The organism is Fundicoccus ignavus (assembly GCF_009659375.1).
Classification (GTDB): Bacteria; Bacillota; Bacilli; order Lactobacillales; family Aerococcaceae; genus Fundicoccus; species Fundicoccus ignavus.
Genome location: NZ_WJQT01000001.1, coordinates 207040 through 226598 on the forward strand (window position 1 = coordinate 207040; position 19559 = coordinate 226598).

Here is a 19559-nt window from a genome sequence, read left to right on the forward strand (position 1 = left end):
CGAACCGAACAGATACCAATTTAACACTATCTACTCCATCTATATGCTCATTTGATGTCCGATGTATTCATAAGTACGAGTCATTTTAGCACCTTCTACCATCTTCACTTTAAATATAAAATAATGATCGCGTTGATCAAGAGCGTTATGCCTGTTTAGAATAAAGTAGTTTTTCTGAGAACCAGCCATGCTCATTAAGAGATCATCTGTAATAAAAGTTAGCGGTAAACTGATGGTAGAGTACTCATAAAAATCTTCTTCAAATCTACGATAGTTTTCGCTGAAATAATCAAATTGTAAGTCATTTTGTCTAACTCTCGGTTTAACCATTGTCTTCCACCTCCCCGTGTAAATTAATGGAAAGAATATCTTTGATTGCGACGAAATGATAAGCGTGTTTTCCTGAGATGCCAACGCTCACATCTTGAAATTGCGTGATTTTACCTGTTAATTGAAGCAATTTTTGATCGTGCACAATTTCAAAATCGGCTAGTAATTGTTGCGTGAACAGTTGACGGAGAGCGCGTAATTTATCGTTGAATGGCATGGCACGACTATAATCGATAACAGGATCATCCTGACTGAGCGCACTAGAATGTTCAGAAAGAAAGAAGCCTAACCATTTAGCCATCTTGCGATCTTGGTAATCACGGGCTGATTTGAAAGGTAAATAGCTGCGATCAATCATGCTAATCCGTCCAATCCACCGGCGCCACCAGCTGCATGCCCACCGATTAACTTGCTACGTGCAATCACGCGTGAATTTTCATAAAGGGCTGTGGCACTTTGAATTGATAAATAACCAAATTTGCGACGGATATCATCGACAGTATGTTCCATTTTCTCTAGTTTTTCTTCTTCGACAGGATCATCGAATAAAGAATACACAGTATAAGCTTCATCAACCAAACCATCGTAGCGAACGCCGATATTGCGTATGGCCCCTCCTTTATACTTCTTGCGAAATAATTCAATGACATGCGCAGTCAATTGCCGTGTGCTTTGTGTAGGGTCAACTTTCATTTGTGCCGCAATCGATTGTTGCTCAACATACCGAGAAAAACCTGCATAAATTGCCACAACGGTGGCTTTCTTATGCCTTTTTCTTAAGCGGATAGCCACTTGTTCGGCCATTTCTGAAAAGACGAGTTCAATGTCTTTTTGCAGGTGATAATCTTTAGGCAAAACTTGTGAGTTACCTAAACCAGTCGCTTTAGGACGGTAAGGTTCCAATACATTGCTTTCATCGACGCCATTCGCATGAAACCATAGCTGTACTCCGATAACACCAAATTCCTGTTTCAGCATATCTGGATTACAATTCGCTAACTCTCGAATTGTATAAATACCAAGTCGGTTCAGACGCTTAGCCGTACGACTACCAATGCCCCAAAAATCAGTCATCTCTTGAATCGCCCAAACTTTACTTTCGACATCTTCATAAGACCAATTGGCGCGCATACTCATTGTGTTTTTGGCTTCGTTATCTAGTGCTAATTTAGCCAATAATGGATTAGCGTTACTAAGACCAATCGTTGAATAAACGCCGGTTTCAGCTTGGATATCATGTTGAATCCTAGCGGATACTTCATCTAATTTAATACGCCGACTAACCTTGGGATTTTGATCGAAATAGGCTAAAGACCTGGTTAAATCAATAAAACCTTCATCAATAGAATAAGGATAAATTTCTTCTTCAGGCGCATAATCCTGTAAAATCTTCTGGATTTTTAAATTAACATCAATATACAAACCCATTCTTGGGCTAGCGAATATTGTCCGTACAGCCCAATATTCAATAAATTCAATAAATTGTGGTGTAATCGTTAAACCTTGGCGCCGCGCATTGCCGTAATTAAATTTGCGAGTTTCTATATGAAAAGGCAAATCATAAGCTCGACCTACATTAGATTTCCCGAAAACTTTTTTAAAAGTTGGCGAACTTGCAAGAATCAGGCCCTTTGTATTATCACTATGACTCATCACGCACAAAGATGCTTTCAGCGGATTAAGATGACGTTCTACGCATTCGACACTCGCATAGAAAGACTTCATATCAATAAACGCGATATCTGACCGTGGTTCGCGCGAATAATCAATAAAACCCATAAGGTCACCTCCATACAAATATTATACGAACAAACGTTCGCTTTTGCAATAGCCAAAATATTTTCTCATAAGCAATTTTCTTTAAACGAAAGATTGTTGCTGTATAATAAAGTTATACAAGATGTTGCTAGACGATTAGAAAGGCGGTTTTGATAAAAATGAATTATCTACGTTTGGGTCAAAAAATCGTAATGAAGTTAGCAATCGGTGAGGGGATAAAAGAAAATTTGATTTCCTTAGCAGAAAATGAAGATATCCGTGCCGCAGAAGTGACTGGACTCGGTGCAGTGGACCGAGTAGATTTAGCTTTTTACCATTTAAACACTCAAAATTATGAGAATCATCAGATTGAAGAAGAGTTTGAAGTGCTGTCTTTAATGGGGAATTTGACGATGAACCAAGGAAAGTATCATCCTCATTTGCACATTGTGTTAGGGCGCAAAGATTTATCTACCATCGGTGGGCATTTGAATGAAGCTTATACGAGTGTGACGATGGAAATTACCGTGACGATTTTAGAGGGTGCAATTGAACGGAGTTTAGATGAAACCGTTGGTTTAGACTTGATGAATCTGGACTAATACGAGAAGCATTATAAACGTTAAAGGGGCGTTTTCTTTGGCAAATAGTTTGCTAAGGAAGACGCTTTTGTTATAATCAAGGGACAAACATTCAAGGAGCGTGAAAGTTATCGGGAATACAGAGCAATTTGATAAAATGGCCTTACGTTATGATAGTCCAGAAAGAATTCAAATCGCAAATATTATCGCTGAAGCAATGCGTGATAAAATAACTGTTGGTGAGCGAGTGAAGGCAATGGATTTCGGTTGCGGCACAGGTTTAATTGGTTTGAATTTGCATGATGAATTTGATGAATGGGTCTTTGTAGATGCATCGAAAGAGATGTTGAAACAAGTTGATGAGAAGCTAGCTGTATTACCGATTAATGCACGTACTTTACAAATTGATTTAGAGAATACAACAGCGGAACAAGAGCGCTTTAGTTGTATCGTGATGTCTCAGGTGTTGTTGCATATTCAAGATTATCAGAGTGTGCTGAAAAAATTGCTGGATTTATTAGCACCAGGTGGACAGTTACTTATTGCAGATTTTGATGAGAATCCGAATGTACAGTCTGATTTGGTTCACCCAGGTTTTGATCGTTCTAAATTAGCATCAGGATTAGAAGATTTGGGCCTTGAAGAGGTAGCAGCTGAGATTATTTACCAAGCGGACAATTTGTTTATGAAACAAAGAGCGGCCTTATTTTTAATGTCGGGTTTTAAGCAAGCATGATTACTTAAAAATTCTCTAAAATAAGCTCAGACTTACAATTAATACTGTCTTTTTGAGTAAAATTTGTTACAATAGTATTTCTTGGAAGACTGACTAAACAACAACTGAAAGCAAGTTTATCAAGCAGATTTATTCTGCTTTTTCTTTGCTTATAAACGGGAGAGAGACTGGTCTTTTGCTGTGATTCATTGAATTAAGTGAAGGACAAGTGTGAATGAAAGGAAATTGTGTAAGATGAAAGAGAATTTTTGGCAAGAGTTACCGCGTCCCTTCTTTATTTTAGCGCCAATGGAAGACGTAACAGATGTGGTATTCCGCCATGTTGTAGCGGATGCAGCGGCACCGGATGTATACTTTACAGAATTTACGAATAGTGAGAGTTATTGTCACCCAGACGGGAAAGAAAGCGTGCGTGGACGTTTAACCTTTACGCCAGATGAACAACCCATTGTGGCCCATATTTGGGGTGACAAGCCAGAATACTTTAAGGAAATGAGTATTGGTATGGCAGAAATGGGCTATAAAGGAATTGACTTGAACATGGGCTGTCCTGCACCTAATGTATTTAAACACGGCCGTGGTGCTGGTTTGATTTTACGTCCTGAGGTGGCAGCTGATTTAATTCAAGCAGCTAAAGCAGGGGGCTTACCTGTTAGTGTAAAAACACGTTTAGGACATGCAAAAATTGAAGAGTGGCGTGCTTGGTTAAGACATTTATTAGAACAAGATATTGCGAACTTATCGATTCATTTACGTACAAAAGTTGAGATGAGTAAGGTAGATGCGCACTGGGAATTAATTCCAGAAATTAAACAATTACGTGATGAAATTGCGCCGAATACATTATTAACCATTAACGGCGATATTCCAAACCGTCAAGTTGGTTTAGAATTAGTAGAGAAGTATGGAGTAGATGGTGTGATGATCGGTCGCGGTATTTTCCATAATCCTTATGCTTTTGAAGTTGAACCAAAAGAACATGATAGTAAAGATTTATTAAATTTGTTACGTCTGCATTTAGATTTATTTGATAAATATTCTGCAGAAGAACCACGTTCGTTTAGACCTTTATTACGTTTCTTCAAAATTTATGTGCGTGAATTCCGTGGAGCTAGCGATTTGCGTGTTGCTTTGATGGATACAAAATCAACCGATGAAGTTCGTGCGATGTTAGATGAATTTGAAGTGAAACAAGCAGCAGAAGAACTCGCATTTAAACAACGTGAAGAAGCGATGACTGAAATTTAATCAATGAGTAATTTGAGAGCCCTCTAAATGATTTAGAGGGTATTTTTTGAGAGAAGGGGTTAGAGCATGTCTCAACAAGCAATAATGTTAATGAGCATAATATTAGTAATCATCCTATTAAATATTCATAGTTTTTATTTGTTTTATAAAGACAAGCAATTATCAAAAACTGGCGCATATCGTATTTCAGAGAAGCGTTTGTTAAGTTCGAGTCTATTATTAGGTGGTATTGGGGCTTTGTGGGCGATGCGAAGTTTTCGTCATAAAACAAAACACGCCAAATTTATTTGGTTGGTACCTTTGAGCGCAGTGATTACAACCGTAGTAGTCGTCTGCTTATTATTTCCTATTTTGCAGGAATTGAAGTGGTAGGTTTTAGTGTAGTAAACATTAATTTTTTCTAAATGTTTGCTTGGAGATTAAAGCGTTTATGGTCATAAGGCTTACCAAGAATTGCTTACATCGCGTTAAGAAAAACTTTAGTATTTTGTGATTAATTTCTGAAGGATGTGTATTGTTAGAGCTTTCTTTGGATGAGCGGTATACTTAATTTATCCAAAGAAAGGGAGGGCAATATTGTAATGAATGATAAGTTGAAAGATCCTAGGAAACAGTATTATACAGAAGGTTTTTCTGAAGAAAATGAAAAAATTGCTAAGTCGCCAGCTTTACAACAAGATATGATGCCAGTACCAGATTGTGGAGAAGAGAGTTACCAAGGGAATCAGCGTTTGACAGGACGTCGGGCTTTAATTACCGGTGGAGATTCGGGGATTGGGCGTGCAGTTGCGATTGCCTATGCGCGTGAAGGTGCTGATGTCGCTTTTCAATATTTACCCGGTGAAGAGGCGGACGCTGAGGCAGTTCAACAGTTGATTGAAGCTGAAGGTCGTAAGGCTGTAGCAATTGCGGGGGATTTACGTGAATTAGGTGTAGCGAGTCGTTTGGTGAATGAAACAGTCGAAGCTTTGGGCGGACTGGATTTACTTGTATTGAATGCGGCTCAACAATTTGCGACAGAAAATTTAGCTGATTTAACGATGAAGCAAGTGAATGACACGTTCCAAGTGAATATTATTAGTATGTATGAAGCGCTGAAGGCAGCCGAATCACATTTAGAAGCAGGCAGTGCTGTGATTACCACCACTTCTGTTCAAGCGACAGATCCATCTGCTTCTTTATTGGATTATGCGGCGACTAAAGGGGCAATTTCTAATTTTACTGTTGGGATGGCGAAGTATTTCGCTAAAAAGGGTGTGCGTGTGAATGCTGTCGCACCAGGACCAATCTGGACACCTCTGCAGTTAGATGATGGAAAATTACCAGGAGATTTAGAGACATTTGGACAGGATGAATTATTAGAACGAGCGGGTCAGCCAGTAGAATTAGCGCCTGTTTATGTTTTCTTAGCTTCTGAGGAAGCAAGTTATGTGACGGGGCAAATTTATGGTGTGACAGGCGGTTCAGAGACTGATTTATAAAAGTGAGTTTGATTGAGAACAATTCTTTTGTGTGATAGGGAAGGTGGCGCATGTGTGCATGCGGCTCTCTATTAGATGGAGGGATTGTTTTTTTTGAATAAGGGAAGATTAGTTTTTGGTGGATTTAATAGCTTTTATGTTTCGCTCAGCTTGTTGTTTTCTAAGGCCGTGGTCGCTTTCAAAGCCTCACAATTGTGAGGCCTTTTCCAGATCAATCGGCTAGGCTCTGTCTAATTCGCTGTGCTCATAGACAGAGCAAGCGATTCTATTAGTAGCGAAGGGGTGCCTTTTTACTACTTGGGATATCTCCCACAGTGGGCTATGTGTGGTAGTTCAACACAAAGCCACCATCTGCTTCTAATGTGTCGACTGGCGAATTGAGTTGGCACATTAACCTACTCAATGTGTCGACTCAGATTTTGAGTTAGCACATTAGAAAAAATATTGGAAATATTGGCGACTTTTAACTGGGAATTAAGGCGTTTATTTGGGAAAAGGTGAAGTATGAGCAAGAATTGCCCCCACAAAGCCACCATCTGCTTCTAATGTGTCGACTGGCGAATTGAGTTGGCACATTAACCTACTCAATGTGTCGACTCGGATTTTGAGTTAGCACATTAGAAGACACCTAAATCAACATAATCATAAAATTTACAAATAAAACGATAGTCTTAGCAATACGTGTTCCAGTCAATTTAGTAAAACCAACTGAATTTTGTCTGAGCCCCTCCAAATAGGACAAAAGAAAAGCAGCTAAGCAATTCAGCGCAGATATAAAGTCCGAGGTTATTATAAGGGGTTCATCACGTATTTTGTGATTTGGAATAATTGACTTCAATGTGTCGAGCGGAATTTTGAATTGGTACGCAAAGCATGCAATGGAAAATCCTACTAGATTGACGTTGTGTTCCATAATTAATTAGCGTTTACATCGTTGAGTATACAAAGTATTTACTGTAGAAAAAAATTGGCGAAATTCTGCTTCTCGACTTTTAGTTTGGCTTGGGCTGTGCTATTCTTAGACTAGAAAACTTATGGGAAACGATAACATCCATGCTTGCTAAATAAGCCTATAAGTAGAGTTGTAGTTAAATAAAATGATGAGGTGTTCAAATGATCAAATGGGGAATTATCGGAGCGGGTAATATTGCGAACCGTTTTGCAACAGCTTTAGCTCAAGTGGAGAATGCAAGTTTATATGCGGTCGCTTGTCGGACTGTCGAGAAAGCGGAACGATTTCAAGCGAATCATCCAAGTGAGAAAGCTTATGGCGACTATCAAGCGCTATTAGATGATCCAGAAATTGATGCGGTGTATGTTGCGGTGCCACATAAATACCATCAAGAATGGGTAAGCAAAGCTTTACAGGCAAAAGTAGCGGTTTTATGTGAGAAGCCAGCAGCCATGACGCAAGCTGAAGTTGATGGCATGATTGAGTTATCGCATAAGGAAGGTGTCTTCTTTATGGAAGCTCAGAAAAGTCGTTTTGTCCCAGCTTATTTAGATTTAAAAGCACGTATTGAACAAGGGCTAATCGGTGAGATCAAGCATATTACAACCTCTTTATGTCATGTGTTTAATGAAGCAACGTCTACTTATCATTTTGAGCCTGGACAAGGCGGAACGTTATTAGATATGGGGGTATATAACTTATCGGTATTAGAAGATTTTATGCCATCACCAATGGAAGTGACAGCCATCGATTATGCGTTACATGCGAACGGGATTGAGTTATATGTTAATGCGACGCTTGAAGCAGGTGGGATTTCAGGTGTAATCGAATCAGCTTTTGACCGTGAGACGGAAACGGTGGCCGTGATTGAAGGATCGCAAGGGAGCATTCGTATCCCTAATTTCCACCGTGCCAGTGAATATACAATGATCACGCGAGATGGGACACATGAGCAAGTTGAAGTTGGGTATGATCATGATGATTTCTATAGTGAAATCCAACATGTTGTGACTTGTTTAGCAGAAGGTCGTATCGAAAGTCCGATTATGACGCATCAAGCATCGAGCAATATCGCGCGTTTAGTCGATCAATTAAAAGCAGCAATTAAGTAGTCCAAACGATAAACTTTCTCCAAGCAGTTGGGGGAGGTTTATTTTGTTAGGGTTAAAAGGCTTGTTTATATAGGCGAAATATAATACTCTGAAAGGGTAGCAATTGAAGGGAGAAGATAAGGTGAAAGTATTAAATCCGGAACATATTAGAAAGTTAATGATTTTTTCGAACTCTAGTCCATATGCCGCTTTGTTAGGGATGAAGGTTGTTGAGGTTGATTTAGGTTCGTGTAAAGTCGAGATGGAAGTGAAAGAAAAGCATTTGAATCCTTATGGCGGGATTCATGGTGGCGTTTATGAATCCTTGCTAGATACCGCAACGTTCTGGGCAATTTATGGCCAATTGGACGAAGGTGATGGTTTAACAACGGTTGATTTGAAAGCTGATTTACTAAGCACAGTTTCGGAAGGAACGTTGACTGTTGAAGCGCGTGCGATTAAAGTTGGACGCACAATTTGTATGGCTGAAGGTACGATTAAAGATCAAAATGGTAAATTATTGACGCACGGGACATCGAAATTAATGGTCATTAAAAACCGTGATATCGATATGGGTAAAAAGCTCGAAGCATTAGGCATAAAAGAACTACCGCCTAAATTCTTAGAAGTTTAAGCAAAGTTGCATTCAAATCTCAATATGTTATGGTAGAAAGACTACAAGACAGGATGTGAAGAGATGGCAGGACATTCGAAATGGAAAAACATACAAGGGCGTAAAAATGCTCAAGACGCCAAACGTGGCAAAATATTTCAAAAAATCGCGCGCGAAATTTATGTAGCGGCAAAAAATGGTGCAGATCCAGAATTAAACCCGGCTTTGCGTCAAGTATTAGATAAAGCGCGTTCAGCTAACGTTCCGAACGAAAACGTGAAACGCGCCATTAAGCGTGCAACAGAATCAGGTGCAGGCGAAAACTATGATGAAATTACATATGAAGGTTATGGTCCCAATGGTGTAGCGGTATTGGTCTACGCCTTGACGGACAACCGTAATCGTACAGGTAGCTCAGTGCGAACCGCCTTTACACATAATGGTGGGGCTTTAGGCGAAAGAGGCTCAGTGGCGTTTCAATTTGAACGTAAAGGTTACATCGCGATTGAACGAGCTGATTTAGCGGTTGATGAGGATACAATGTTAATGGCTGTTTTAGAAGCGGGCGCAGATGAATTAATGACATCAGAAGAAGTATTTGAAATTTATACGGATGCTGCCGATTTTGAAGAAGTGCGCGCTGCTTTGGAAGCCGATTACACGTTGGCTCAAGCCGAATTAGCAATGGTGCCTAACTTGACGATTGACTTACCGCAAGAGCATGTAGCACAATTTGAGAAAATGATTGATGCATTAGAAGACGACGATGATGTGACGGAAGTCATTCATAATGCAGAATATTAATGAAATTCTGGACGCTCCTTCTGTAGTGAGCGTCTTTTGTTTTTCAGTAGAAGGGAGTTTTTAGATGAAAGATGGTAGAAAACGTGCCGATATCACAATTGGTGCAACCGTACGTGTGGTTCAAAAGCAAGATCAAAGAACGGGGAAGCTGACGGAAGGTGTTGTCGCAAAGTTATTGACTAATTCAGCCCAACATCCGCATGGTATCAAGGTAATGTTAACCTCGAAGATTGTCGGGCGTGTGAAAGAAATAATCGATTAAAGCAATGAGTAGGTGTCTTTTTCAGTTATAAACTGAGGAAGATGCTTTTTTTATCATAAGTTTTATGTTGATTAATTGCGCTTTATGCTTCGTTCAACTTATTGTTTTTCAAGGCACTGGTCGTTTTCAAAGTTTCTATCAGCTTTTGTTGGAAAATTCTGCTAACTCCAATTCAATGTTCAAACTCGCGATTTGAGTTTAAACATTGAGTGCTTCAATCATCAAACTCAAACTCCGAGTTGGCACATTGAACGGAAAGTATCACCTCACACGTGATGCTCAGCTCGTTTTATGATCCAGGATTTTCAATTTTCATCTGATTTAGTTGAAAATCATCCAAATTCCAATTCAATGTTTAAACTCGCGATTTGAGTTTAAACATTGAGTGCTTCAATCATCAAACTCAGACTCTGAGTTAACACATTGAACGGGAAACATCACCCGCAAGGGTGATGCCCAACAGTAGTTAGGAGGATTTTCTGAGAACAGCTTCATTCAACATACTCAATAGCCTAAGAGTAATTTATTTCAACTTATTTGATTATTCTGCTAGAGGTCTTAGTGTTTAAAACGAAAGGTTTTGTTGTCGTATTTTGGCTTGAGTTAACGCGTGAAATTTGATTAGAAAAAACAATTAAGTAGTCCGTAAAATTTAATTAATCTCTAAATTAAAGCGTCATAAAGGGTTTTTATTCGTATTTTGGTTAGTTTGATTAGAATAAGATTAAAAAATAGATTGACATTTAGAATAGAGTTAGATAAAATTTAATCAATATTTCTAATGGATTTGGACGAAGAGATGGGATACTCGATGAAAGAGAATTTGCGGTAGCTGAGAAGCAAAGCATTGAGCCCTATGAAGACACAGCCAGATAAGAGTCATTACGGTAGTTCCGTTATCGCTAGAGTATATACTCACTGAGGTTGCGTTTGTGAGAACGCGACGAATGAAGGTGGAACCACGTCCCGACGTCCTTTAATCCAGATGGATTAGAGGGCTTTTTTTATAGGGATGGGAGAAGGGAAGTAAGCATGGATAATCAAATGATTTTGAAACAAATACAATTAGTGGTGCAATATATGCAACGATTGTCAGAAGCCGGTTATCAATTAATCGATTTAAATATGGTGGAGCCTTTTCAACTTGAGACTAAGAATTTTCATCCGGATAGTATTGTCTTTGAACGCAATCAACAATTGTATGCGTTGAGGAGCGATTGGACGCGGAGTATTCTGAATTACAATCAGTCTTTCCAAATGTCACAACAGAAATTTGGCTATTTCGGGCCGGTATTGAGGGAATTTCAAACACAATATCAAGCAGGGGTAGAATTATTTCAGCCAAGTTTAGATGAAACGTTGGAGAGTATTGAGTTGCATCTAAACTTTGTGTCGCAATTAAGCGCATCTGAATTAACGATTTTAGTCGTTAACAATGATGAGTTGTTAGATCGTTATTTAGAAGAAGATAATTTGGACAAGCGCATCAAACAATTAGTGGTGGATAAAGATTTATCTGCTTTACGTGAACAACTCGGTGAATCGCATCCTCTATATCGTTTGATGAGTGTGCCGGTGAGCCAGCAATTTGAACTCGTTAATGAACGTTTCGGCGATAGTGAAGCTATGAAAATCATTCACCGTTTGAAAGAACGGATGGATCAAACAGGCACACGTTTCATTCTTGATTTATCTTTCCGCTCACCACAGAGTTATTATAATGGCTTTTATTTCCAAGCCTTTTTAAGTGAAAGTACGCCGATATTATCTGGCGGTCAATATGCAGAAGGAGCATTTGGCATCGGAATTAACTTATCGAGAGGAGGGCTCATATGATTACGGTAGCTTTATCAAAAGGGCGACTATTTAAAGACTTTATCAAATTTTTGCAGGCTAAGGGCCTTGATTATTACGCAGCCCCCTTGCAAGAGGAGGGGCGTTACTTATTTCGTGAGATTAACCAAGTGAAGTTTATTTTTGCTAAAGGAGCGGATGTCCCGACTTATGTCGAACAAGGTATTGCCGATTTAGGGATTGTGGGTTTAGATACCATTACTGAGAATCGGTTCAATGTCCTAAATGTCTCCCAATTACCTTTCGGTGAATGTCGCTTAGCAATTGCTGGACCTCCAGGCTTAACGGAAAAAGAATTGAAGGTGGTCGCGACAAGTTTTACAAATATTAGTCAACAATATTTCAACCAACAACGCCAAGACGTTCGATTGATTCATCTTAAAGGGTCGGTAGAATTAGCGCCGATATTAGGATTAGCGGATGCGATTGTAGATGTGGTCCAGACAGGGACGACTTTAAAAGAAAATAATTTACAAGAATATCGGACAATCATGGATATTCAAGCACGCTTAATTGCCAACAAACAAGCCTTTTATTTGAAAGAACACGATGTGTATCAATTTATGCAAGAGATTGGAGTGGTTTAATGAAGGGGATTCTAAACGCAGAAGCATTTATTGCCCAGTTTAAACAACAAGCAAGTGCACCTAATATTGAACAAATGTTGGCAGTACAAGCCATCATAGATGATGTAAAAGCAAATGGTGACCAGGCTTTAGCTCAGTATACAGAACAATTTGACGGTCAAACACTCGACAAGGTCAAAGTGACGCCTGAGCAATTAAAAGCGAGTTGGGATGCTTTGGATACGGATTTACAAGATGCGCTTAAGTTAACGAAAGCCCGCATTGAACAGTATGAACAGAGAATCTTGTACCAAGATAATTTAGATGAAGAATTGAGTTACGTTTACCGTCCACTAGCCCGTGTCGGCTTATATGTGCCAGGTGGCACTGCTTTGTATCCTTCAAGCGTCTTGATGACGCTTGTGCCTGCCTTAGTTGCCGGCGTCAAAGAAATTGTTGTGACGACACCGGTCTTTACGGACACAAGTATTACCTTTGCAGCACTCTATCTATGTGGCGTAACCGATCACGTTTACCGTATTGGAGGCGCACAAGCCATTGCAGCACTCGCTTACGGTACAGAAACCATTCCCGCAGTGGACAAAATATGCGGACCAGGCAACGCGTTCGTTGCGATGGCGAAACGCTTAGTCTTTGGCGATGTCGGGATTGATAGCATTGCAGGGCCAAGTGAAATTTTATTATATGTCGACGAGACAGCACCGCTAGATGCGATCGTTTATGATGTGTTTGCGCAGGCGGAGCATGATGCCAATGCGCGTACATTCGTTTTAAGTGAATCAGCGGATTTATTAGAACGCTTGAGCGTACGTATTCAAGAATTATTACCTGAACAAGTGCGTTCAGAAATTATTGCAGCGTCCGTTGCCAATAATCATTATCAAGTTGTGGATACACGTGAGAACCTACTAAATGCGGTCAATTTTATTGCTGCGGAACATGTGTCCGTGCAACATGCCGAGCAAGATGATATTGTGTTGAACATTAATTATGCGGGAGCCGTCTTTAAGGGCGTGTACTCAATGGAAGCCATCGGGGATTATATTGCTGGACCATCGCATGTTCTTCCAACCAATCGAAATGCGCGTTACAGTCACGGTTTGAACTCGAATGATTTTAGAACGAGTCATGCGATTATTAATTTATCACCTAAAACGTTTAAAGAAGTAGCGGTTGCGGCAGAGAGAATTGCGGCTGCAGAAGGCTTATATTGCCATGAATGTTCGATTGCGATTAGAAGGGAAGAACCGTAATGACTTATTTAATTAATCGAAATGTTAGTCCTAAGCGACCTTTAACTGACCAACAGCTTCTAGAAATCATTTTACAAACGGATATCCATTTGTATCCGGAGGATGAGTTAACACGCTTTAAGACCTTGTATGCGAACTATTATCAATTAGATCCACAACAAATTGAACTAGCTAATGGTTCTGATGACTGGTTACAAAAGATTATGATTCAATTTGGTGCGGGCGGCGTCTTAACAATTGATCCAGACTTCTTCATGTATCAAGCTTACGCCGAACAATTCAATCGCCCATTCTGGCAAGTGCCTTGTGAAAAGGATTTTGAATTTTCCTTAGAAAAGATTGTGGCAGCAATCAAAGAGAAACAGCCATCGGTATTATTAGTATCCAATCCACAAAATCCAACGGGTGAACAATTCACGGCTGAGTTTTTACAAACATTGGCAGATGAAATGGCAGCAATCAAGGGTCATTTCGTGATTGATGAAGCCTACATTGAATTCGGTCAAGAGTATGTGAGACCACAGAATGAGAATGTAATTTACGTACGTACTTTAAGTAAGATTTATGGTTTAGCTGGCTTGAGATTAGGGATTGCGATTGCTAAAGGTAAGACCTTTGAACGTTTGACGCGCATTAATCATCCTTACCCAGTAAATAATTTAGCACTGAATATTGCGAGTGCCTTGTTTGAAAATCGAGATCAGTTAGCAGAATGGCTGAGCTACCAAAAAGCGTGTCAGGCCCAATTGGTTGAAGCCTTTCAACAAGTATCGGACCTGATTCAAGTCAAATCGACGCGTACGAATTTCGTCTTTACTTATGGTGAGAAGGCGCGCGATTTAGGTGCCTTCTTGGCTAAGCATGGCTTTGTCGCGCGAACATATGAGTTGCCTATTCTGGCAGAGGCAGTCCGTTATTCGATTATGGACTTGGCGCAGTATCCAGAGTTTGAACGCTTAATAAAAGAGTGGAGGGAATTAAATGTTTAAGAAAGAACGATTAACGTTAGAAACACAATTACGTTGTGCCTTAGCTTTAGCATCTGAAGTGGAGGAAGCAGCGCAGATTCAAACAGGGGTAGGTTTTCTGGATCATATGTTAACCTTATTCAATTTCCACTCAGGTCTTTACTTTAATGTGGAGGCTCAAGGAGATACCTATGTGGACGACCATCATACGGTTGAAGACATTGGCATTGTCTTAGGTGAATTAATTCGCGAACTTTACCGTAGTTTACCAAGTTATCAACGTTATGGCAGTTTTTATTTGCCGATGGATGAGTCTTTAGCGCGAGTCGTCTTGGATTTATCTGGACGTCCACATTTAAGCTTTAATGCCAATTTCAGTAAAGAAAAAGTGGGCAGCTTTGATACGGAGCTAGTCGAGGAATTTTTCAATGCGGTCGCAATGAATGCACGCATGACCTTGCATATCGATTTACTAAAGACTGGCAACACACACCATGAAATCGAAGCGATTTTTAAAGGCTTTGCCCGTGCATTGAAGATTGCCTTACAGGCGTCCGATGGCGGTGTGCCATCATCTAAAGGACTCATTGCTTAAAACTGCCAGAAGAAAGAGGAAAATGAAATGAAAATTATACCAGCAATCGACTTGATTGACGGTCAGAGCGTCCGCTTAACCCAAGGCGATTATGATGACAGAATCTTAATGCCTAAAACACCGGCTGAAGCGATTCAATATTACAGTCAGTTTCCACAAGTTGCTCGCATTCATGTGGTTGATTTAATGGGTGCCCTGCAACAAGAAGCGCTTGAAACGAACGTGATTCAACAATTGAAACAATTAACCGACTTGCCGTTGGAAATCGGAGGTGGCTTGAGAAATCACCAAACCATCGATAAATATGCTAAAATAGGAATAGATTATTTCATATTAGGATCACGTGCAATATTGGATGTTGAGTGGCTAAAAGAAGTGGTGGAACGCTATCCTAAACGTATATTTGTAGGCTTAGATGCTCGTGATGAAGATATTTACGTGAATGGTTGGAAGGAGAATAGTGGACGTCAATTAAATGAATATATGGCGGAAATTGAAGCGCTAGATATTGCGGGGATTATCTATACAGATATCGATCGCGATGGAATGGAAGCTGGCCCTAATGTTGAACGAACTGCTGCCTTACAACGTCAAACACGTCACTTAGTTGTGGCAAGTGGCGGGGTTCGCGGTCAAATCGATTTAACAGCCTTGAAGGCAGCCGGTGTTACAGAAGCAATTGTCGGTAAAGCAGCTCAAAATGATGAATTCTGGAAAGGACTTGAATAATATGAAAAAAATTATCCCATGTTTAGACACAAAGCACGGTCACTTAGTTAAAGGAGTTAACTTCCTTAATATGCAACATTTAGGCGATCCAGTCGAGTATGCGAAGAAATACTCAGACGCAGGTGCCGATGAACTCGTTGTATTAGATATTGCGAAAACTTTAGAACAGTTGAACATGCGTGTTGAAATGGTTGAAGAGATTCTGAAAGTAGTTGATATTCCTGTAACAGTTGGGGGCGGTTTAGCTTCAATAGAAGAAATTGACCGCGCCTTAGCGACTGGTATCAGTGGGATTGCAATCAACTCTGCAGCCGTACTTAACCCTGATTTAATTAATCAAACCGTTGCAAAATATGGCTCTGAACGCTTAACGCTAGCGGTTGACGTCTCATACGATGAAGCCAAAGGTGACTACTATGTATACACACACGGTGGCCAAAAACAAGTAGATTTAAAAGCCTTTGATTGGTTGAAAGAGTGTGAAGCGCGTGGTGCCGGTCGATTGCTAATTACAAGTATTGACCACGATGGCGTCAAAACTGGTTTCGATATTAAGTTCTTAAAAGCAGCCAGCGAATTGGTAGACTTGCCAATTATTGCGAGTGGTGGTGCAGGAAACGTCCAACATTTCGTTGATTTATTCGAAGAGACAGGCGTTGAAGGTGGTTTAGCAGCGTCAATTTTCCACCACGATGAAATTACCATTCAAGACGTTAAAGATGCCCTTGCTACGACTGTTGAAGGGGTTGAATAGTTCTTGTTTTCTCCGCAAAAAGTAGATTTTCAGAAAGGCGACGGACTTGTCCCCGCAATTCTACAAGATGCTCGCACAGGGCAAGTGTTAATGTTAGGTTACATGAATCAGGAAGCCTATGAGAAAACTTGTGCTGAAGGCGTGGCTTGGTTTTATTCTCGCTCGAAAGAACGCCTTTGGATGAAGGGGGAAACGAGCGGGCATACGCAAAAAGTAATCGCGATTGACTTGGATTGCGACCAAGATACGATTCTTTTAAGCGTTGAACCTCAAGGACCTACATGTCATTTAGGTAATCAAAGCTGTTTCGGTGATGATTATTTCAATTTGGCGGTTCTTGAAAGAACCATTACCAAGAAAATTGCGTACCCTGAAGAAGGTTCTTATACGAAATATTTAATGGAGCAAGGTTTGGATAAAATCTTGAAAAAATGTGGCGAAGAAATGACAGAAGTCGTCATTGCGGCTAAAAATCGTGATGCCAATGAGTTGCTAGATGAGAGTAGTGACCTGTTCTATCATTACCTTGTTTTATTACAAGAACAAGGACTTCAATTGAAAGATGTAGAAGCGCGATTAGCAGAACGCCACGGTGTGAAGCATACGTATTCAGTGCGAGATGACATCCAACAATGGTAAGAAAGGGGTGCTTGAATGCTTTTCTATGATCAACATTGCCATACGCAATTATCCTTTGATAGTGAAGCGAGTCCTTGGGATTATGCAGCTTTGAATTTAAGCGTTCTAACTTTTACAGAACACTTAGATTTAGATAATCCAGTGACGGGTGGTCAAGATGATATTCCAAATTTCAATCAAACAATCACTTGGCAAGAAACGTTTGTTAAAGATTATAACAGTCGTTTGTTATTAGGTGTTGAGATGGGTTATGCACCTGGACAAGCTGATCGTCTACGTGAAGTCATGGCACCTTACGACTTTGACTTAAAGTTACTAAGTTGTCACCATAACTTACGCTATGACTATATGGATACAGCTGCTGATTCCAACCAACTCGATGAGCCAACCGTTATGATGGATCAATACGTTGCGCAATTATTGGAAGCCGTTGAGGCATTTCCAGATGTGCAAATATTGGCGCATTTCGATTATGGTTTCCGTGTTCATGCACTTAGTGACGAAGATGTGATTGAACGTTATGGTCAACAATTAACCGAAGTGTTCAAACGTTGTATTGCCAATGAGATTGCCTTTGAACTCAACAGTAAAAGTATTATTAACTATGGTAAGTTGAACCTATACCGTTGGGCGATTCCATTGTATAAATCGTTAGGTGGGCATTTGTTTACTTTAGGCTCTGATGCTCATAAAGTAGAAGATTATCAAATGGCATTTGCACAAATGAAAGACTTACTATTAGAGTTTGGGATTGAAGAAGTCGTCCTATATGAGGCTCAACAGGCTCATAAAGTCGCTTTAAAAGAATTACAATTTGAAAGCTAATTTCACATAAAAGTACTTGGTCTATAAGTAGACCAAGTACTTTTTAATAAATAATTAACGCTAATAAAAATAACAATCGGTGGTGACACGCAATATGACAAAAAAATCTACAATGACGCTGATTATTTTTGCTTGCCTTGTTTACGCCATTAGTGCGGGCATTCGTTCGAACTATGGTATTTTGATGGATGGCTTATTAACACGCACAGACTTAACCTATGAACAAATTAGTTTTGTAATGGGGATTGGTCAATTATCTTACGGTTTCGCGCAACCCATTTTTGGTTATATTGCGATGAAAAAATCCAACCGTTTTGTGTTAACCATTGGGATGATCCTGATGATTGCGGGTCTTATTCTGACACCGGTAAGCTCGTCTCAATTGAGTTTATTAATTTCTCTGGGGATCCTTCTATCGGCTGGGACAGGGATTTTATGTTTCGGTATTATCATGGGCTTGATCTCACCTTACGTCAGCCACAAACGTGCTGCCACCATTTCTGGTTTCTTGAATGCTAGTAGTGGGGTAGGTAGCTCGATTCTTTCGCCGGTAATCGAGGTAGCAATCCGTTCAATCGGTGTGGCTTATACAATGTGGAGTTTAGCGGGGATGACTTTCTTGCTGTTGCCTTTTGCGGCCTTTATTTTTACCCATATACTGAAACCGATTGTGAGCGATTTGGAGCCAGAAGGCTCAGAAATGTCGGTCGATTTGTCAGCTGGTCAAAAGCATTCCTTAAAAGAAGTGTTCAGTGATCGTAATTATATTTATTTAATGCTAGGTTTTGCGACCTGTGGTTTTCATATGGCAATTATTCAAACGCATTTCTTTTCGCAAATGGTTTCTTATGGCATCTTAGAAAGTACGGCAGCTTTAGCTTATACAACCTTTGGGATTGCTTCAATGGTCGGCTCAATATTATGCGGTTATTTGTGTAGCCGTTTTGCATTGAAGAATGTATTAGCAGGACTTTATGGAATGCGCGCTTTAATTGTCGCGATTTTTATTTACCTGTTACCTAAAAATGTTTTTGCAGTTTATTTGTTTGCAATTGTTCTGGGGATGACGGGTGATGCGACGGTTACGCCTACCTCTGAAATAATTAATCGTCGCTACGGTGCTGCGCAATTAGGCTTCCTATTTGGATTGACCTATGTGTCTCATCAGATTGGCAGTTTCTTTAGTGCTTGGCTCGGCGGAATCTTCGTAACCGGATCAGGTGATTACCATACTGTCTGGTTACTCGATATCGGCTTCTGTCTGTTTGCCTTCGTAGTAAGTGCGCTCATTCGTAAAGAGAAAAGTACTGCACTCAACCCAGTGACAACTTAATGATTAAACAGCCCGTGAACTCTTTGTTCGCGGGCTGTTGTGCATTTAGTGTGTGATGAACAATGACGGTGGACGATTTATCAGTGATGGCCAGTAAGAAAGTAACAATAGTGACTAGTTTTAGCATTATATTGAAAATAGTCATTCTAACGTGTCAACTGGCAGA

Annotated in this window: 22 protein-coding genes; 19 read left to right on the plus strand and 3 right to left on the minus strand. The window is 40.0% G+C overall.

Features of this window, described 5'->3' with window-relative positions; all coding sequences use genetic code 11:
• Positions 1–39: 39 nt before the first annotated feature.
• From GF867_RS01120 to GF867_RS01130, 3 genes are read right to left on the minus strand one after another with little or no spacing between them, the layout of a single operon-like run.
• Positions 40–330 carry a DUF5960 family protein gene (locus tag GF867_RS01120; protein WP_153831278.1) on the minus strand — a complete coding sequence of 97 codons (291 nt, stop codon included), beginning with the start codon at positions 328–330 and terminating at the stop codon, positions 40–42.
• Positions 323–688: a hypothetical protein gene (locus GF867_RS01125; protein ID WP_153831279.1), complete on the minus strand. Its 366-nt coding sequence runs from the start codon at positions 686–688 to the stop codon at positions 323–325. Before GF867_RS01125 ends, GF867_RS01120 begins: the two co-directional genes overlap by 8 nt.
• Positions 685–2109 carry a Y-family DNA polymerase gene (locus GF867_RS01130; protein WP_153831280.1) on the minus strand — a complete coding sequence of 475 codons (1425 nt, stop codon included), beginning with the start codon at positions 2107–2109 and terminating at the stop codon, positions 685–687. The genes GF867_RS01125 and GF867_RS01130 overlap by 4 nt, the downstream gene beginning before the upstream one ends.
• A gap of 158 nt (positions 2110–2267) precedes the next feature.
• On the opposite strand from GF867_RS01130, the gene GF867_RS01135 reads away from it, so the two are divergent.
• The 19 genes from GF867_RS01135 (at position 2268) to GF867_RS01225 (ending at position 19393) form a co-directional block, all read left to right on the plus strand.
• Entirely contained in the window at positions 2268–2690 is a 423-nt protein-coding gene (locus GF867_RS01135) for a PPC domain-containing DNA-binding protein (RefSeq protein WP_153831281.1), read from the plus strand.
• Between the two features lie 100 nt (positions 2691–2790).
• A complete protein-coding gene (locus GF867_RS01140) occupies positions 2791–3405 on the plus strand; it encodes a class I SAM-dependent methyltransferase (RefSeq protein ID WP_153831282.1) in 615 nt (204 codons plus the stop codon).
• A gap of 234 nt (positions 3406–3639) precedes the next feature.
• On the plus strand, positions 3640–4653 hold the full coding sequence (locus GF867_RS01145; RefSeq protein WP_153831283.1) for a tRNA dihydrouridine synthase: 1014 nt from the start codon (positions 3640–3642) through the stop codon (positions 4651–4653).
• Between the two features lie 66 nt (positions 4654–4719).
• Positions 4720–5025, plus strand: coding sequence for a DUF1294 domain-containing protein (locus GF867_RS01150; protein ID WP_153831284.1), 306 nt, complete (start codon positions 4720–4722; stop codon positions 5023–5025).
• Positions 5026–5234: 209 nt separating this feature from the next.
• Positions 5235–6134, plus strand: coding sequence for an SDR family oxidoreductase (locus GF867_RS01155; protein WP_153831285.1), 900 nt, complete (start codon positions 5235–5237; stop codon positions 6132–6134).
• Between the two features lie 1113 nt (positions 6135–7247).
• Positions 7248–8198, plus strand: coding sequence for a Gfo/Idh/MocA family protein (locus tag GF867_RS01160; protein ID WP_153831286.1), 951 nt, complete (start codon positions 7248–7250; stop codon positions 8196–8198).
• 121 nt (positions 8199–8319) lie between these two features.
• Positions 8320–8811 carry a PaaI family thioesterase gene (locus GF867_RS01165; protein WP_153831287.1) on the plus strand — a complete coding sequence of 164 codons (492 nt, stop codon included), beginning with the start codon at positions 8320–8322 and terminating at the stop codon, positions 8809–8811.
• Positions 8812–8874: 63 nt separating this feature from the next.
• Positions 8875–9594 (plus strand): YebC/PmpR family DNA-binding transcriptional regulator, encoded by a 720-nt coding sequence (locus tag GF867_RS01170; protein WP_153831288.1) that lies wholly within the window; start codon positions 8875–8877, stop codon positions 9592–9594.
• 64 nt (positions 9595–9658) lie between these two features.
• Positions 9659–9856, plus strand: coding sequence for a YwbE family protein (locus GF867_RS01175; protein WP_153831289.1), 198 nt, complete (start codon positions 9659–9661; stop codon positions 9854–9856).
• Between the two features lie 1032 nt (positions 9857–10888).
• Entirely contained in the window at positions 10889–11692 is an 804-nt protein-coding gene (locus GF867_RS01180; protein WP_153831290.1) for an ATP phosphoribosyltransferase regulatory subunit, read from the plus strand.
• Positions 11689–12297: an ATP phosphoribosyltransferase gene (gene hisG, locus GF867_RS01185; protein ID WP_153831291.1), complete on the plus strand. Its 609-nt coding sequence runs from the start codon at positions 11689–11691 to the stop codon at positions 12295–12297. Before GF867_RS01180 ends, hisG begins: the two co-directional genes overlap by 4 nt.
• Positions 12297–13550, plus strand: coding sequence for a histidinol dehydrogenase (hisD, locus tag GF867_RS01190; protein ID WP_153831292.1), 1254 nt, complete (start codon positions 12297–12299; stop codon positions 13548–13550). Before hisG ends, hisD begins: the two co-directional genes overlap by 1 nt.
• Positions 13550–14539: a pyridoxal phosphate-dependent aminotransferase gene (locus GF867_RS01195; RefSeq protein WP_153831293.1), complete on the plus strand. Its 990-nt coding sequence runs from the start codon at positions 13550–13552 to the stop codon at positions 14537–14539. The genes hisD and GF867_RS01195 overlap by 1 nt, the downstream gene beginning before the upstream one ends.
• A complete protein-coding gene (gene hisB, locus GF867_RS01200) occupies positions 14532–15113 on the plus strand; it encodes an imidazoleglycerol-phosphate dehydratase HisB (RefSeq protein ID WP_153831294.1) in 582 nt (193 codons plus the stop codon). Before GF867_RS01195 ends, hisB begins: the two co-directional genes overlap by 8 nt.
• A 27-nt stretch (positions 15114–15140) precedes the next feature.
• Positions 15141–15842 (plus strand): HisA/HisF-related TIM barrel protein, encoded by a 702-nt coding sequence (locus tag GF867_RS01205; RefSeq protein ID WP_153831295.1) that lies wholly within the window; start codon positions 15141–15143, stop codon positions 15840–15842.
• 1 nt (position 15843) lies between these two features.
• Positions 15844–16596 (plus strand): imidazole glycerol phosphate synthase subunit HisF, encoded by a 753-nt coding sequence (gene hisF, locus GF867_RS01210; RefSeq protein WP_153831296.1) that lies wholly within the window; start codon positions 15844–15846, stop codon positions 16594–16596.
• A gap of 3 nt (positions 16597–16599) precedes the next feature.
• The gene (hisIE, locus tag GF867_RS01215; RefSeq protein WP_153831297.1) at positions 16600–17235 is read left to right on the plus strand and encodes a bifunctional phosphoribosyl-AMP cyclohydrolase/phosphoribosyl-ATP diphosphatase HisIE; all 636 of its coding nucleotides are present in this window, start codon (positions 16600–16602) and stop codon (positions 17233–17235) included.
• 15 nt (positions 17236–17250) lie between these two features.
• Positions 17251–18060: a PHP domain-containing protein gene (locus GF867_RS01220; RefSeq protein ID WP_153831298.1), complete on the plus strand. Its 810-nt coding sequence runs from the start codon at positions 17251–17253 to the stop codon at positions 18058–18060.
• A gap of 94 nt (positions 18061–18154) precedes the next feature.
• Positions 18155–19393, plus strand: coding sequence for an MFS transporter (locus tag GF867_RS01225; RefSeq protein WP_153831299.1), 1239 nt, complete (start codon positions 18155–18157; stop codon positions 19391–19393).
• Positions 19394–19559 lie beyond the last annotated feature (166 nt).

What these genes read in the sequence shown, in the direction of transcription:
- GF867_RS01120 (WP_153831278.1), bottom strand. Translation starts at nt 330, where the DNA reads ATGGTTAAACCGAGAGTTAGACAAAATGACTTACAATTTGATTATTTC.
- GF867_RS01125 (WP_153831279.1), bottom strand. Translation starts at nt 688, where the DNA reads ATGATTGATCGCAGCTATTTACCTTTCAAATCAGCCCGTGATTACCAA.
- GF867_RS01130 (WP_153831280.1), bottom strand. Translation starts at nt 2,109, where the DNA reads ATGGGTTTTATTGATTATTCGCGCGAACCACGGTCAGATATCGCGTTT.
- GF867_RS01135 (WP_153831281.1), top strand. Translation starts at nt 2,268, where the DNA reads ATGAATTATCTACGTTTGGGTCAAAAAATCGTAATGAAGTTAGCAATC.
- GF867_RS01145 (WP_153831283.1), top strand. Translation starts at nt 3,640, where the DNA reads ATGAAAGAGAATTTTTGGCAAGAGTTACCGCGTCCCTTCTTTATTTTA.
- GF867_RS01150 (WP_153831284.1), top strand. Translation starts at nt 4,720, where the DNA reads ATGTCTCAACAAGCAATAATGTTAATGAGCATAATATTAGTAATCATC.
- GF867_RS01155 (WP_153831285.1), top strand. Translation starts at nt 5,235, where the DNA reads ATGAATGATAAGTTGAAAGATCCTAGGAAACAGTATTATACAGAAGGT.
- GF867_RS01160 (WP_153831286.1), top strand. Translation starts at nt 7,248, where the DNA reads ATGATCAAATGGGGAATTATCGGAGCGGGTAATATTGCGAACCGTTTT.
- GF867_RS01170 (WP_153831288.1), top strand. Translation starts at nt 8,875, where the DNA reads ATGGCAGGACATTCGAAATGGAAAAACATACAAGGGCGTAAAAATGCT.
- GF867_RS01175 (WP_153831289.1), top strand. Translation starts at nt 9,659, where the DNA reads ATGAAAGATGGTAGAAAACGTGCCGATATCACAATTGGTGCAACCGTA.
- GF867_RS01180 (WP_153831290.1), top strand. Translation starts at nt 10,889, where the DNA reads ATGGATAATCAAATGATTTTGAAACAAATACAATTAGTGGTGCAATAT.
- hisG (WP_153831291.1), top strand. Translation starts at nt 11,689, where the DNA reads ATGATTACGGTAGCTTTATCAAAAGGGCGACTATTTAAAGACTTTATC.
- hisD (WP_153831292.1), top strand. Translation starts at nt 12,297, where the DNA reads ATGAAGGGGATTCTAAACGCAGAAGCATTTATTGCCCAGTTTAAACAA.
- GF867_RS01195 (WP_153831293.1), top strand. Translation starts at nt 13,550, where the DNA reads ATGACTTATTTAATTAATCGAAATGTTAGTCCTAAGCGACCTTTAACT.
- hisB (WP_153831294.1), top strand. Translation starts at nt 14,532, where the DNA reads ATGTTTAAGAAAGAACGATTAACGTTAGAAACACAATTACGTTGTGCC.
- GF867_RS01205 (WP_153831295.1), top strand. Translation starts at nt 15,141, where the DNA reads ATGAAAATTATACCAGCAATCGACTTGATTGACGGTCAGAGCGTCCGC.
- hisF (WP_153831296.1), top strand. Translation starts at nt 15,844, where the DNA reads ATGAAAAAAATTATCCCATGTTTAGACACAAAGCACGGTCACTTAGTT.
- GF867_RS01220 (WP_153831298.1), top strand. Translation starts at nt 17,251, where the DNA reads ATGCTTTTCTATGATCAACATTGCCATACGCAATTATCCTTTGATAGT.
- GF867_RS01225 (WP_153831299.1), top strand. Translation starts at nt 18,155, where the DNA reads ATGACAAAAAAATCTACAATGACGCTGATTATTTTTGCTTGCCTTGTT.